General features: G+C 65.3%; 8 protein-coding genes. 4 read left to right on the top strand and 4 right to left on the bottom strand.

What is annotated here, in order from left to right; translation table 11 throughout:
* Positions 1-13: 13 nt before the first annotated feature.
* Positions 14-4246, bottom strand: coding sequence for a protein kinase domain-containing protein (locus J8F10_RS12365; RefSeq protein ID WP_210654112.1), 4233 nt, complete (start codon positions 4244-4246; stop codon positions 14-16).
* Positions 4247-4731: 485 nt separating this feature from the next.
* On the opposite strand from J8F10_RS12365, the gene J8F10_RS12370 reads away from it, so the two are divergent.
* Positions 4732-6726, top strand: coding sequence for a sigma-70 family RNA polymerase sigma factor (locus J8F10_RS12370; RefSeq protein ID WP_210654113.1), 1995 nt, complete (start codon positions 4732-4734; stop codon positions 6724-6726).
* Between the two features lie 105 nt (positions 6727-6831).
* On the opposite strand, the gene J8F10_RS12375 is transcribed toward J8F10_RS12370, so the two are convergent.
* Positions 6832-7059, bottom strand: coding sequence for a tautomerase family protein (locus tag J8F10_RS12375; protein ID WP_210654114.1), 228 nt, complete (start codon positions 7057-7059; stop codon positions 6832-6834).
* 758 nt (positions 7060-7817) lie between these two features.
* On the opposite strand from J8F10_RS12375, the gene J8F10_RS12380 reads away from it, so the two are divergent.
* From J8F10_RS12380 to J8F10_RS12390, 3 genes are all read left to right on the top strand, one after another.
* Positions 7818-8600 carry an ABC transporter permease gene (locus J8F10_RS12380; RefSeq protein ID WP_210654115.1) on the top strand — a complete coding sequence of 261 codons (783 nt, stop codon included), beginning with the start codon at positions 7818-7820 and terminating at the stop codon, positions 8598-8600.
* A 175-nt stretch (positions 8601-8775) separates the two neighbouring features.
* Positions 8776-9666 carry a hypothetical protein gene (locus J8F10_RS12385; RefSeq protein ID WP_210654116.1) on the top strand — a complete coding sequence of 297 codons (891 nt, stop codon included), beginning with the start codon at positions 8776-8778 and terminating at the stop codon, positions 9664-9666.
* A gap of 95 nt (positions 9667-9761) precedes the next feature.
* Positions 9762-11642: a glycosyltransferase family 4 protein gene (locus J8F10_RS12390; RefSeq protein ID WP_210654117.1), complete on the top strand. Its 1881-nt coding sequence runs from the start codon at positions 9762-9764 to the stop codon at positions 11640-11642.
* Positions 11643-11828: 186 nt separating this feature from the next.
* On the opposite strand, the gene J8F10_RS12395 is transcribed toward J8F10_RS12390, so the two are convergent.
* Positions 11829-13052, bottom strand: coding sequence for a sulfotransferase domain-containing protein (locus J8F10_RS12395; protein WP_210654118.1), 1224 nt, complete (start codon positions 13050-13052; stop codon positions 11829-11831).
* Between the two features lie 252 nt (positions 13053-13304).
* Positions 13305-15071, bottom strand: coding sequence for a lipoxygenase family protein (locus J8F10_RS12400; RefSeq protein WP_210654119.1), 1767 nt, complete (start codon positions 15069-15071; stop codon positions 13305-13307).
* Positions 15072-15114: the final 43 nt, after the last annotated feature.

Below are 15114 nucleotides of genomic sequence, written 5' to 3' on the forward strand. Positions count from 1 at the left end.
CGGACCGACGCGGTTATTTCTGGTGTGCGAGTAACACGCGAGCCCCCACGAGGTCGGGCGCGTCGAGTCCCTCGGTGAACGAGTCGATGATCGGTTGTACCAGCGCGCGGGCCTCGTCCACACGCCCCGCGGTCGCCCACACGCGCCCCAGCGCAACGGCCGCACGCAACTCGAAGAACTTGGCTTGTTGGTCGCGTGCGATTCGCAGCGCAGTTTCGAGGCACTCGGTGGCAGGGGCCGTGTCCGCGGCCGATTCGTCGAGGAGGAACGCGGCCTTCCGACGATACAACTCCGATTCGACGTACCGCTCCCGGTCCCGCACGGTCAGCGCGAACGCCCGGTTGAGCGCGTCCCACGCCTCGTCCCGCTGGCCCGCAGCCCAGTGTGCATCGGCCAGGCACCCCAGAAAGTGCTGGTGAACCATCTCGCACCCGGTTGCTTCGACCGCGCGGAGCCCCGCTTGGAGGAGCGGAATCGCTTCGGCGGGCCGGCCGAGTTGTGCGAGGGCCGCCCCCTTCAGTGACGTCGGTAGCGCGATCCAAAAAGCGAACGACTGCTCACGGGCAATGGCGAGGGATTTCTCAGCTTCGGCCAGCGCCGCAACGGGGTCGCCCCCGAGCTGGAACATCAGCCCGGTTTGCCAGATCGTCACAGTTTGGGTGAACGGGTGGCGCAACTGCGCCGCGAGAGCCAGCGCTTCGTTCGCTTTTTGGCGCGCGGAGTCGGGCCGGCCGAGCATCCACAGCGCCAGTCCCGCGTAAGACGTGGTCAGCGGGCCGGAGTTCTGTTGGGTGAACTTCGCGTGCTCGGCCGCGGCCTCGGGGCGGTAGAGTTCCGCCGACAGCGTGAGGTGCTCCAGCGCGCCGGTGAAGTCGCCGGCCCACCACGCGGTACAGCCCAGTGCCCAGTGTGCTTCGGTCCGGCACCCGTCGTCTCGAACGTCGGCCAGCGACAGTAGCTCGTCGCAGATTTCTTGCGCGACGGCGTTCCGGCCGCGGATGAATCGCAGCGCCCAGGACACCATCATCACGTCGAACAGTGGGAACGCCGGGCCGAGGCGCTCGCACAATCCCCGTGCCCGAATGATCTCGGTTTCGACTTCCGGTGCCGCGTACCCGAACGTGGCTAGGAAGCACGAACAGAGCGGGAGCCGCAGCCCGAACTCGCGGGCGTCGCGTTCGGGACCGGTGAGCAGGCCGGTGAGCAGGTCCAGCCCGCGGGTGAGGTGGCGGATCGCTTCGGCGTAGGCCGACCGCTCCCGGGCGCGGTTCCCCGCCTTCGCCCAGTAATCGAGCCCGACCTCCGTGCGACCCGCTTCGGTGTAGTGGTGGGCGAGCTGTTCCGGTTCCGTCTCCGCGGTGTCCGGGAGCGTCTGCTCGATCGCCTCGGCGATGCGCTGGTGAACCTGCTGCCGCCGCTTCCGCACGAGCGAGTGGTACGCCGCGTCCTGAATGAGTGCGTGCTTGAACGTATAAGTGTCGAGCGGCGGTGTCCCCTTCGCGAAGAGCACACCAGCTCGGACCAATTTCTCCAATTCGGCGCGAAGGGCGGGTTCGTCCCACTCCCCCGCGGCCCGGAGCATCTCGTAGGAGAAGGTGCGGCCGATCGCGGCGCCGAACTGCACCACGTCCCGGTCGCTGGCCATGCGGTCGAGTCGTGCGAGGAGCAGGTCCTGGAGCGTGGCCGGGATCAGCCCGACCGCCCAGTTCCCGCCCTCGGCGAGCACGCGCGCGAACTCTTCTACGAACAGGGGTACGCCGTCGGTGCGTTCGGCCACCTGCGTGACCACCGCGGGCGGGATGTCGTCTTTCCCGGTGGCGCCGCGCATCATCTCGCCGATTTGCCGCTTCGTGAGGCGGCTCAGTGCGACCGCGGTCTGGTTCGTCTTCCCCTTCCACGGCGGCTCGTACTCGGGGCGCGTGGTGAACACGGCCAGGATCGGCACCTCGTGCCACCGCTCGACGAACTCGGTGAGCAGCTCTTCGGTAGAGGGGTCGATCCAGTGCAGGTCCTCGACCACGAAGAGCACCGGGCGCCGAACGGCCCGGTCGCGGAGCCAGTCGAGCACCGCGGCACGGAACAGTTCGCGCTGCCGGTCCGGGCTGTAGTTCAGCTCCGGCAACCGGCCGGCGAACGGGATCGAGAGTGCCGAAGCGAACAGGGCGACGCGCTCGGGGTCGGTGACGCCGTCCTCGCGGAGCCGGGCGATCAGCAGTTCGAGCCGGGGCGCGGGGTTCGGTTCGCGTGCCAGACCGAGCACGCGGGTAAAAGAGTCGATCACGGGGTAGAACGGGCTGCCCTCGTGGTGCGGCGAGCAGTGCCAGACGATGGCCGACCCGTCGGTGCCGAAATGGTCGCTGTCGTGGTGCGGTTCGGTCCCGCGGACGTGGTCGCGGATCACCCGGACGAGGCGCGATTTACCCAGCCCCGGATCGGCGACGAGGAGCACCACGTGGCCGATCCCCTCGAGCACCAGTTCCCAGCGCTCGCGGAGCAATTCGACTTCCCGGTCCCGGCCGACGAGCGGCGTGAGCCGGGTCGGGTCGGTCGCTTCGACGCGGTTGTGCGCGCCCCGCTCGCCGGTGACCCGGAACAGGGCCGTCGGCGAGGCGCCCGAACGCACCCGCGCTTCGCCCGCGGGCTCGTAGTCGAAGTACCCCTCAATGAGCAAGCGGGCCGCGGCACTCAGGGTGGTGCTACCGGGCACGCTGGACTGCGCGAAGCGGGTAACGGCATTGACCACGTCACCGACCACCGTTGGCTGGTTCGCGGCCTCGGTGACGACCGCGGGGCCGGTGTGGACCGCGACCCGGATCGTGCCGCTCGTTCCGCCCTGGAACCGCGCGGTGACCGCGAGCCCGGCCCGGACCGCGAGGCGCGCGGAGTCTTCTCGGGCAACGGGGTAGCCGAAACAGGCGAGGTAGCCGGTCCCGGTCGTGGGGAGTTCGAGTCCCCCGAACGGCCCGGCGACCTCCCGGCACGCCGACTGAAACGTCAGGAACCGCTCGTGCGCATCGTCCACGTCGTCGGGATCGCCGGTCGTTTCAAACTCGGCGTACAAGACTGTGAGTTGCCGGCGCTCCGCGCCGCGGGTCGCGCGAACGGATTCGCCGGACACCGGCGTGATCGGGGCCGAATCGGTCGGGCGCCCGCGGTCGGTGTCCTTCTCGACGGGCGGAATGTGGAGCAGGTTGGTCGAGACGTCGCCGCTCATCGGGGGGCGCCCCGAGCGCGACAGCGCGGGGGTGATTCCCGGCTCCGCTCGGCGCAGCGCGCGTCGGAGATCGGCGGCGAAGTCGGCCGCGGTCGTGTACCGGTCGGCGGGCAGCTTCGCCATCGCTTTGAGGACGACCCGCTCGATGTCGGACGGGAGGTCGGGGCGGAGCTGGCGCGGCGGTTGCGGATCGTCTTCCTGAACTTGACGGAGAACCAGCCACGGGTCGTCCCCGCGGAACGGCGGGCGCCCGCAGAGCATTTCGTAGAGGGTGACGCCGAGGCTGTAGATGTCGGTTCGACCGTCGGGCCGGTGGGCTTGCCCCCGAGCCTGTTCGGGCGACATGTACTCGGGCGTACCCACGACGACGCCCCGGGAACCGGTGGCGGTGGTGTCCGATAGTGCGATCCCGAAATCGACCAACACCGGCCTGCTACCGTCGAGCAGGACAATGTTGGAGGGCTTGACGTCCCGGTGGACGATGCTGCGGGTGTGGGCGTGGGCCAGGGCATCGGCGACGGCCGCGGCGAGTTCCGTGGCCGCCTCCCAGTTCGGGCGGTGGTCCCGCAACCACGCGGAAAGTGTCGGCCCGGTCAGGAGTTCGGAAACGATGAAGCACCGCTGCCCGCCCGCGCCCGCGTCGTGAACGGTGACGATTCCGGGGTGCCGCAACTGCGCGAGTTGGCGGGCTTCCAGCGAGAGTTGTCCGACGTCTCCTGCTTTTGTTCGTTCGACCCGCGCCACTTTCACCGCGACCGCTCGACTCAAGGACCGATCGTACCCGCGGTAGACCGCGCCGAACCCGCCCTGCCCGAGTTTGCTCCCCAATTCGTACCGGTCCCCGAACGCCGCGGTCAGATCGGCGCGAATGTCGTCCGATCCCGGAAGCGCCGGCGGGAGGTTGAGGCGCTGCGTCTCCTGGTGCTGGGAATCGCTCTTCGGTTCGTCCGCGGGCGAATCGGTCCGCTCGGGTTGCGCGGACGGGTCCGGCGCCGGCGAGTCGGAGTCGTTATCGGTCGGGAATGCGAACACGAGCACTTGCTCCGCGGCCGGGCCTGCCGCAACGGTGATGTTCCCACAGCAAGGGCGTTCGGGAATCCGTTTGACGATAGCTTCCCGGTGGGTGGAACGCCAGCGCGCACTTCCAAGAGCACGGATTGTTAAGGCAACGGCGAGTCGGGTCGTGCGGGCGCCCGCACCCTCTGAGGTATATGAATCTTACAGGCGACACCACCGGGCACGCCGGCCGGCCGGTGCGATCCACATGAACCCCCCGGCGGATTAATCGGACCTCGGCACTCTTTACACCGGTTCGCCGCCACATCCAGATACTCTGCACGGGTGCCGGGCTTACCGCCCCAAGCGGGCAGAAGGTGCCCTCACGTTCTGCCCGCCTGTTAACAATGGCTCGCGCGGAACCACTCTCGCATCGCGACCGGGTATCATCACCCGCGTTCCCGCGATTTTTGCGCGACGCGCACGGCGCGAGCGGGGAATATACGGATCGGAGGGCGCGGATGAACGCAGCGCGACCGGCGGAAATCTTGCGGCAATTGGAACAAAGCGGTTCCGGCGACGGTGAGTTGCTCGCGCAATTCGTTCTCACCAAGAACGCGGTTGCGTTCGAGGAACTGGTGCGCCGACACGGGGCGCTGGTTCTGGGTGTGTGCCGGCGCGTGACCCGAAACGCACAGGACGCCGAAGACGCATTCCAGGCCACGTTCCTTGTGCTGGCCCAGAAAGCCGGGGCACTGCGGAGCGACGTGCGGCTGTGGAGCTGGCTGTACGGCGTCGCGTTCCGGGTGGCGTGGCGCGCCCGGCGCTCGGTGCTCCGAAGGCGCACGCGGGAGGTTTCGGTGTCCCGGTTGCCCGAACCACGCGCCCCCGCGCCTCCACCCGTGGTGCCGGAACTGGCGCCGATCCTCGACGAAGAACTCGCGGCGCTGGCGGAGTGCTATCGCGATGCGATCATTCTGTGCGATTTGCGTGGGGCATCGCGTGAAGAAGCGGCCGCGGCGCTGGGTGTGCCCGAGGGCACGCTTTCGAGCCGGCTGGCCAACGGGCGCAAGAAGCTCGCCGCGCGGCTCACGAAACGCGGCATCGCACTCGCAGTTTCCGCACTTCCGCTCGCGGTTACTGAGACACAGGCCGGAACGACGGTCGCGAGCGATCTGGTCAAGAAGACGTGCGGGTTGGTCGCGGATTACTCGTCCGGTGGGGCTGTTCCCGGTCCACTGGCCAAGCTCACTGAAAGGGGACTCGCTGTGCGCAAGACGCTCGTGTTCGGACTGATCGTGGTCACCGCAGTTGCGGGGGCGGTATTCGCCGCGAACCCGATCGCCGCGCCGCCTGCCGATCCACCGAATCCCCCGGTCGCCGTGAAGGGTGAGGAGACGCTGAAACCACAGACCGAGCAAAAGGCGCTGCCCGCGCTCGCTGCGGCACCGCGCATCACCGCCGGATGGGATTTGCCGCTCGCCGCATCCGAACGAGTGATTTGGGCTCCGTCCGGGGATCGACTCGCAATTGTTGGGGCAGTAGGTGGGCAGAAAGAGGGCTCACTTGATCCGACCTTTGTTCTTGTGAAATATACGGGCAAGCAGGATTTTGAAGAGATCATCAGCTACACGCAAATGCCGAAGAACGGCTCTGTCATTGGGTTCACCAGTGATGGGAAACAGCTTATCACCGACCGGCGCGAACGCCATCTTCTCAGTGGTCTTCACCAATTTGTGTACTGGGATTTAGATAAAGCGGAAGCGAACCCGCGACGCGGCGTGCCGACACTCGGAGACAAGGCAAAATTGCGAACGGTGAACTTCGATGGCGCTAACGTGTACGCCCCCTACGCCTTTGGCCCGAATGGTAAGACGTTCCGTGCAACGAGAATGAACTACGAGCGAGGCGCGGGCGGCGAGCCCAAAACGGTGGACGTAATCGAAGTGGATACTTCGACGGGCAAGTCGGGGAAACCACTCACGACAATTCCCTACGGCTACATGGCTCTTTCTCCAGACGGCAAGCGCCTGGCGTTTACGACCCCAAGTGGCCTGAGCGTGCGGGCGCATGACCTTGAGAATCGAGACAAGCCCGAGTTGTGTGAATTCAAGTGGCCCGAGAAATTGGGTGCTAAACACGGTGCGGTATTGCGTCCCTCGGTCTTTTCTCCAGACGGTAAGCGGCTTGTTGTTATCGGTGACAATCCTAGTCGTGCGGCTATTGTCGATGTCTCGACCGGTAAGTCAGTTGCGGTGCTTGAGGGCGAGCCAACATTAGCAGAGGATAGTGTTACCACATTTAATTCCGATGGCCGATTGTATGCTGCAAAAAGTGCGGGCGTGCTGACGGTTTGGGAGGCGTCCACCGGGCGCATCTTGAAGACGTGGAATACTGAGAAGGCGGTGCCGGCGTTTCACCCCACGCGCCCGCTGCTCGTCGTTGCGGAACCCAATGGCGAAAGTGAAACGCGCCTCGGCTTCTGGGACTTCGCGGCAGAGGTCGAGAAGAAGTAGCGCCTCCGGCGTCGCTCATACTTTTATGGCAAGTCTACTCGGCGGAGTGAGGCGCCGAGGGCCGGTGAGAACGCCGGAACCCTCGGCCGTAGTGTTTACGCTCTGCTACCCTTTGGCGGTGCCCGCCGCGAGCGCCTTTACGTCGTTCGTGGTGAGAGGATTGCCGCCAATTCCCCAGTCGCCACTCTTGACCTCTTCCACGACCACCCACGTCACCGCGCGCATGTTTTCGCCTTCGATCGAAACCATCGCCTCCGTCAGCTTGCGGATGATCTCCTGCTTCTGCACGGAGGTGAAAACGCCTTCGATCAGTTTGACATTCACGAGGGGCACGGGTGCTCTCCAATCGGGGAGGGGACGCGACCAAATCTGGAGCACGATGGAAAACCGAGGCGCCTTCGGTTCCGCGCAGTCAACGCTCCAGGGAATCAATCCGCGGCGATTTCAGGAGCGGCCAAAAAACGCTTGGATTTTCCGTTCACTAGTGTATAATTGATTAGATTAATGCGACCGAGCTACTCCGGTGCGGGGAGCAGAGTTCGATACTGATGTCGATCGAGATGAGTAAATGTGAGCCTGAAGCGGCCGAAACTGCAAAAATGTTTGCGATTGTTAGCCGTTTGCGTGGGCCACGAGGAGAGAGGTGGCGCCAAAAGACTTGAAATCTCAGCAGTTGGCGCGACACACGGCCGGCACCACTCCTCCGAACCCCAAAATGTTAGTGTTTGTTAGTCCCGTTTCGGTGGCCTTGTAACGAGCCGCGACCGCAAGGGAGCATGAGACACCTCCCTTGCGGTCGCGGCTCGTCTGATCGCTACATGGATCTCGAAACGAGACTCGCCCGGGCGCTCCCTTGAGGTAACGAAGTCGCGATTGCAGGCGGTGTCGAAACGCTCCGGCGCGAGGTTGAACGCTTAGCGCCGTTCTCAAACCGACACTAATTCACGATTTGTGGCGACGCGGTGGTTCGGGCGCCTTGCGGGTACGAGTCAATCGATTGGGGTTGTCGAGATTTGGAGGGGTCTGATAGATAGCGGCGCTTCACGTGCCCGCCGACACCCCGAGCGCGCTCTCGTTGACCGAGGTCATGGATGCTGAATCAAGTCACCGCGATCTGGAAGTTTCGGAGCTTCTTGTTCGCTCTCGTTCGGCTCGACCTCCGGCTGCGGTACAAGCGGTCGTGGCTCGGGGGCGTGTGGTCGCTCATCCACCCGATCACGATGGCCGCGACCTACGTCACCGTGTTCAGCGGCGTCCTCATGCTCTCGCCCGCCGAGTACACCACGATGCTCCTCGTGGGGCTGGCGGTGTGGGGGTTCTTCCGCGAGTGCGCGGTGAGCGGGTGCTTGGCGATCATCTCGCACGAGTCGTACATCCGCCAGCACCCGCTCCCGTTCGGCCTGTACTCGTTGCGCTTCGTGCTCGGGTACGCGATTCAGGGGGTATTCGCGCTCGGGGTCGCAATGGCGGCGGTCGCCATTGACGGACACGGGGAGAACCTCCGGCTCATGTGGGCCGTCGTGCCCGCGCTGTTCCTGATTTTCGTTACGGGGTGGGCGGTCGCGACGATTTGTGCGTTCGCGCAGGTCTACTTCCACGACACGAAGCACCTGTTGGAGATCGCGGCGCAAATCCTGTTCTTCCTGACGCCCATCGTGTACAAGCCCGATCTGCTCGTCAGCAAGGGGCTCGGGTGGATGGCCCGCTTCAACCCGCTGAACGTGTACCTGGAACTGGTTCGGTTCCCGCTGACCGCCGGCGAGCTGCCGGATGCCAAAATGTACCTCAAGGGCGCCGCCTGTACCGCGGTCCTGTTCGTGTTCGCCGTTGCGATCGCGTCGCGCCTGCGGAAGAAGGTCGTCTTCTACCTGTGATCGATCGAGTGCCGAGCGAGCGGTCGCCCGCTGTTTATGAGAACGCACCGAATTTCAAGTGGTACCGCGATCTGGCTTGACCAGTTTTCCGCGGTGCCGTACCTTGCCGCCCCCGGCCGAACTTCACATGGAGGCACGGCCGCCCGCACCGCCGGGGGTCACCAGGGAGGGTACCATGATTAGCGTCCTGTTCTGCTCGCGCGACAAGGGTAATCCCGATTCCGGCCTCCAGCGGTTGCTCGACTCGACCGTGGCCTGCACGACCCCCGCCGAGCGCGAGCAGATCGAGTTCCTCATCAAGTTCGATTCCGACGACGATTCCCGGTTGCCCGACAGCTTCTTCGCCAAGTACCCGTTCGCGGTGCGCGCGTTCGTCTGGTCGCGCGGCGAGGGGCGCCACGGGCTGCACCACGCGCAAGAGTACATGTTCGCGCAGCGCGACCCGCGGTCGCGGTTCTGCCTGATGACGGCCGACGACTTCTACTTCAGCCGGCCCGGGTTCGTGTCGGAAATCCTGGACGTGAAGGACGAGTTCTGCATCATGGGGTACCGCCGGCCCCCGATCGAGTCGTTCGCCGGAAGTTATGAGCAAGAGGAGGCGGTCCGCCAGTGGGTCGTTTCGTTCGGGTGCTGGTCGCCGGTTATCAGCGCGCGCCTCATCGAGGTGTGCCAGAACTTCGGCTGGCAGGCGAACGTCGATAGCTGGCTGATGGGCCTTTCGGTGGCGCTGTACGACCTGTACGGGATCGTGATCTGGAAGCAGCACGCGCCGTTCTACGAGCGCGGCGGGGAGTACGAGCGCCCCGCGAGCGTCGGGACCGCGGTGACTTACAACAACATGGAGCTGACGAACAACGTCGGCCCGCTCAACAAGTACTGGTTCGAGCTCGTCCGCCGGCAGGCCCGCAACGTCTACCTGAACATGGTCCACGGCACCGACTTCCGCCCGAGTTGGGGATCGAAGCTCGAGGGCACGTGGCGGAAGGTCCGCGCCCAGCCGGTGCGCCGACTGCCGAGCCGCATTTTCCGCAAGGTGCGCCGCAACCTCGTCTCCGTGTTCGCCTGATCGACCGGGCGCCCCTCTCCCGGTGGCCCGTGCCAGTGACCGTCCATTTTGCCTCTCATTGAGCTCGCACAACCACACACTCTGGAACGTTCGCCATGCACCTGGGTCGCCGAGAGAAAGTTCCGTTCCCGGAGGCGTACAAGGGCTTCCGGCTGATCCGCATTCACGGGCGGGTTCACGCCCTCCCGCCCACGGCCCAGGTCGAGCGCATTCTGAGCACGCCGGGGATGCTGGACCGGCACCCGGCCGTTCTGTCCGCACCGACGCTGGCGGAAATCGAGCGGCTCGTGGACGCCTGGGACGAACGGGCGGAACGAACCGAAGCTCTCAAACAGGTGGAAGGTTACGACATCGTCCGGCACCGGGATGCGTTCTACGCGGTGCCTCAATCGGCCGGCGCGGTCGACCTGGACGTGCCGGGTGACCGGCAGCGCGTCGGCGTCATCGCGGGAACCGGCGCGGAAGAACTGGAACGGACGGTGCGCCGGGTCGCGGCCGGTGCGCCGGTGGAGTTCGCGGGCTGGCTCCCGATCTTCTCGGTATCCGGCAATTGCGGCGCCCACCCGCAGTTCAAACACACCGGAAACCCGCCGGAGGGGTACCGGTTCACTCGGTCCGCTCCTCCGGGTGAGAAGCGGGTCGTGCCCCCGGCCCCGAGCGCCCGTGGGCTGCGTGCGCGGGGCGCGCGTTTGGGTCAGAAACTCGCGAAGGCCGCACGCAGCGCGATTTTGGCAGCGCGAAGTGCGCTCAACTTCGTGCGCCCGCAACGGGGCGTCACCATTGCGACCCGGGTCGCGGTCTTCGCGGCGTTCGTTCGGCTGCTCGTGACACTCTTGCGGCGCGGGTGCAAGCCGGGTGCGGTGCTGAACTTCCTCCAGACGCGGCACCTGCAATCGCAACTGCTCCTCGGGCGCCAGGAGCTGGTGTTCCTGACGAGTATGCCGTACACCTTCGGGCAGAACGACTGGGTCATCGAGATCGAAGACCCCACGACGCTGTTCTACCCGCTCGTTCAAAACGGGCACACGTGCGGGCTGTCGCTCGCCGATTCGCCATACTTCCCCATCGTGAAGACGCTGCTCGAAGCCGACCACTGCAAGGCGATCCTGACGCACATGCGCTCGACCGCGGAGCTGGTCCCGGCGCTGTTCAAGAGCGAGGCGATTCGCAAGAAGGTGGTTTACGCGCCGCTCGGCGTCCGGCTCCCCGAGCGCTGGCAGCGCCACGACCCGCAACCGGCGGACGAGCCGATCCACCTGCTGTTCATCAACTCGTGGTGCCAGGTACCGGAGAACTTCTACGTCCGCGGCGGACTGGACGTGTTGGAAGCGTTCGCGATCCTCCGCAAGCGGTACCCGCAACTGCGGCTCACCATGCGAACCGAGCTGCCGGCCCTCGACGATCACTACCTGCGCATTCTGGAGGGCGGTTGGGTTCGCATCGTCAACCGGTTCCTGACCGACGAGGAGATGGCCGAACTGCACGCCGAGAGCCACATCTTCCTGCTACCCGCCGCGCGCGTTCACATCGTCTCGCTGCTTCAAGCGATGTCATACGGTCTTGCGGTCGTCGGCTCCGACGGGTGGGGGATGGAAGAGTACCTGGAGCACGAGCAGAACGGGCTGGTGGTTCGCGGGCGCTACGGCAAGGCGTCGTGGGCCGACCCGGAAGCGGGGATGCTGCGCGAGAACTACGAGTTCATGTACACGCCCGATCCCGAGGTGGTCGCCGGGATCGTGGAGTCCGTTTCGCGCCTGGTGGAAGACCAGGAGTTGCGCCGGCGCCTCGGCCAGACGGCCCGGGCGAACGTCCGCGACGAGTACAACCTGGATTCGTGGAACCGCGGCCTCAAAGCGGCTCTGGATCGGGCGAGCGGGGGTGCTCCCGAGCGGGTCGTTACGCTGCAACGGGTCGAAGCTGAACCGCGCGAAGATGGCGTGCGGTCCCACCAAGCGGATGCGTGCGAAGTTCGGTGACGCGGAGAAAACCGGTATCGAGATAAACTGCGCGATCGAACGGCCCGTGAGCCCGATGTACCAGGAGGAACAATCCTCTCGCTGGTACATCGAGCTCGCGGGCCGCTCGATTTGGTACACCACAAAATTGAGTCGATTACTGGGGAGAAGCGAGCGCCGATCGATTCGGCGCGAGCGCACGACAGATCAATTGGGAAGATTGGAGAGGTGAATCGAGTGCAGGAGCCGACGGGCCAGTGAAGGGCGACGGGCCATAGCAACCAGTTCCGCTAGCTCGGCGGTCAACTGCGACGTGATCGCGCGGGTCGCACGGAGTTCGTCCTCGACTGCCTGTACACGAGCATTTGCCGCTTCCAGCAACCGGGTGGTGATCCGCTCTTTCATTTCTTCCAGCGTCGGCGCTACGAGGGGCGCTTCACTCAGCGCGCGCTGTGCATCACGGGGCGTCGCGTGTAGCGCGCCGCGGGAGAACGCGATGTCGTACCCGCGGTAATCGGACAGCACCAGGCGGTGACCCGAAGCGAAAGTCTCTTCAAGCCGCATGACGCCGGACAGGTACTCGTCGTCACCCGCTAACCGGAACGCGGCCGGCTGATTGGGCGGAGCGGGAGCCGGCGAGTCGAGCGTCACCCGCCACTCCGGTGGAACCTCCAGGCCGAACTGGTCGCGTGTGAAATCAACCAACTCGGCAGTTCGGTCGCGAAGGAGCCCGCGTAGCTCGTGGGCGAGTTCAAGTGAGAGATCGCCGGGTGGCCCGGGGAGAATGCGTTCTTCAACCGGGAAGTTGGTCAGATCGATCTCCGAATCGACCCCGAGGAACCGGAACACGTCGCGTAAAAGGGCACCCGGTCGCGTGGCGATCGACTCGTAGAACCCGACATAAAGCTGCTCGGCGGGAAAAACGGCCGACCATCGGCGGAGCTGACCGAAATAGTCGCCCGCAACGAGGGGCCAGTCGTGGGCGAAGTTCGCTCGCCACGCATCGTCTGTAACGCCGCCGTCGTCAGAAGGAGCGTGTGCGAAGTTGGCTTCTCGGTAGCGATGGTTGTGTTTGGCGTGCGACCAGGCGCGGGAGACCGGCTCCCGCATCAGAAACACGAGCTTGATGTTCGGCAGGAGGTTGCGGATGAGCCGGATAGTAGCGAGCGGAAGAGAGGCATACGACGGTGACGCCTCGCCCGCCCGCCGAGAGCCGGCCGGATTAAAGTGATCGCAATACCAGCCGAAATCCAGGTACTTGAAGAGGGAACTAAAGTATTTGACCTCCTTCACCTCCGGCACAAAGAGCCCGGGGTGATGTCGGAGGTTAGCGGCCAGCCACGTCGAACCCGTTTTGGGCGGGGAGATGACGAGAAAATCGGGTCGCCGGTGGCAGAACCGGTCGTGAGGGTCGGCAGAGTTTTGCCACAAAGCGCGCGTCCTCCTGAACGCATGGCCGCAACTGGGTCGGCATCATAACCCCGCGGTTTGTAACAGAACAAGTACGATCGGATTCCGAACTCATTAAAATCCGCGAGTGCGAGATGATGCGGTTTTGGTTGTTTTCGGGCACAAACACAAGGGCGTCATGAAACGTGGCACCCGTCCATGAGGCCCGCACGAGCGGCATTCAGAAACTTCTCACCAACCGGCGCATGCGCCGGCACGCGGGACTCGGTGGACTCAAATGTTGATGCTCTGCGGGATGCCAGAGGGCGATAGCGTGAGGTACGGCACGCGGGTCGTGTTCCGCTGATCGATGGTTCGGCCGATCTCGGCGAGTTGCTTCTGGAACCGCGCGAGCGGTTCGGCCACGCGGGTGTCCAGGAAGTAGTTGGCCGGGTACTCACCGAGCGTGGTGTAGTGGACCGTGCCGAGCACGTACCCGAGCTCCATTTGCAGTTCGGCCATGTCCATCGGCGGGAACATCGCGAGGTGGTCGGCCGCGGTCGCTCCGGTCTTCGAGGTCGGGGCGGGCGCATAGCCAGCGAGCGGCATCGCGGGGACGTAGCTCATCACGTCGTATTGCGGGAAGTTCACCGCGGCGTGCTGCACACTGCAGGTGAACAGGATCATCGTGACCGCGTCGATCAAGTACGCGCGCGTCGGGGCCGCAGCGCCGACGCCGAACCCGCTCACGCGCCCGCCGTCCACCGCGCCGATTTCGGTCAGCCACGCCTTCAACTCGGGGTCAGCCTGGACTTCGGCATCGGTCGGGTAGTACAGCGCGAGGTAGTCGCTCGCCCATTTCTGGATCGCGTCCCAGTACAGTCGAGCGTCGTCGCGGTAGTGGTACTCCGGGAGCGTTTCGGGGTCGTCCGTTCCGCGATCCGCCAGTGCCTTTGGGAGCATGGATTCGTTGAACAGGTAGCTCTGCACCCCGGACGCCGCGAGTTTGCGCGACGTCTCGATCGTTCCACCGAACAACTGGTCCACCGCTCCCTTGTTCGCGATGAGGTGGCGCCAGCTCGCGTCGTTGATCGCCAGCGTGCCGTCGAAGTGCGGCACCAGGAGCGTAAACAGGGGGTGGTTCGGCGCGAGTTGCCGGTACGTGCAGATCACGAACGGCTCGATGAGCAGGTGCGTGCGCGCGAGGTGCGTGACGGCCTCGTGAAAGTTACCGTCGGCGATCTCCACAACTGTTTTGGCGATCAGCCAGTTGTGGCCGTCGTCCGGGGTGAACACCGGGTTGTCCGGGCCGGGCGCCTGCTTGCACTGGATCGCCACGGGGCGGAGTTGCCGCGTGGTCCGGTCCGTCACGAACAGCGCGAGCGGCGCGTAGACGTATTTCTGAACGTCGTGCGGGTACGTTCCCGATACGGCCCCGTTAAGCGACTGGTAGTCGGCGAGGAACAGGCGCCCCTCGGCCCCGGCCGCCGCGAGCGAATCACCGGGCACGACCCGCTGGAACTCGGCCTCGGTGAACGGGAGCCGGGCGTCCAGCGTTTTCACACGCTGGAGCATGACCGGGTTCGGCCCGGCCACGCGCATGTGCGCGAACGCGGGGTCGCTGGGCGTGGTCGCACTGATCGGGGGCAGGCCGATCGAGCGGAACAGATCGGAGTACGCGCTGAGCGCGGCCGGCCGGTCGGGGCGCGCCGTCGATCGGAGGGTGAACTTCAGCGAGTCGGTCACCATCTCCCGCAGGACGCCGAGGAACAGTTCCGCGCCCCACGCGATCGCTTTGGTCAGGAGCGAGTGCTTGCTCCGCAGGTACTCGCTGAATTCCGTTTTCCCCTCCAGGTCGATGCGGTTCGAGAGTACAAAGAGCGCCCGGTCCCCGACGGCCTTCAGCCACTCGTGCGAGAACTCGTGCTCGCGCGGGACGCGGTCGATGACGGCGAGCGGGGAAACGAACGTGTAGTTGAACTGGTACTTCAGGCGGGCCGCGTCGCGCGCAGACGTGCGCGCGGCCGGATCGGGATCGAACTGCGGGAGGAACGCGGACATTTGGCACCCGAGCTACACAAGGAACCGTAATTGATCGGCCCAT

The organism is Gemmata palustris (genome assembly GCF_017939745.1).
Classification (GTDB): Bacteria; Planctomycetota; Planctomycetia; order Gemmatales; family Gemmataceae; genus Gemmata; species Gemmata palustris.

Bases quoted from the DNA above. Each gene is read 5' to 3' on its own strand.
- J8F10_RS12370 (WP_210654113.1), top strand. From the start codon at position 4,732: ATGAACGCAGCGCGACCGGCGGAAATCTTGCGGCAATTGGAACAAAGC.
- J8F10_RS12380 (WP_210654115.1), top strand. From the start codon at position 7,818: ATGCTGAATCAAGTCACCGCGATCTGGAAGTTTCGGAGCTTCTTGTTC.
- J8F10_RS12385 (WP_210654116.1), top strand. From the start codon at position 8,776: ATGATTAGCGTCCTGTTCTGCTCGCGCGACAAGGGTAATCCCGATTCC.
- J8F10_RS12390 (WP_210654117.1), top strand. From the start codon at position 9,762: ATGCACCTGGGTCGCCGAGAGAAAGTTCCGTTCCCGGAGGCGTACAAG.
- J8F10_RS12400 (WP_210654119.1), bottom strand. From the start codon at position 15,071: ATGTCCGCGTTCCTCCCGCAGTTCGATCCCGATCCGGCCGCGCGCACG.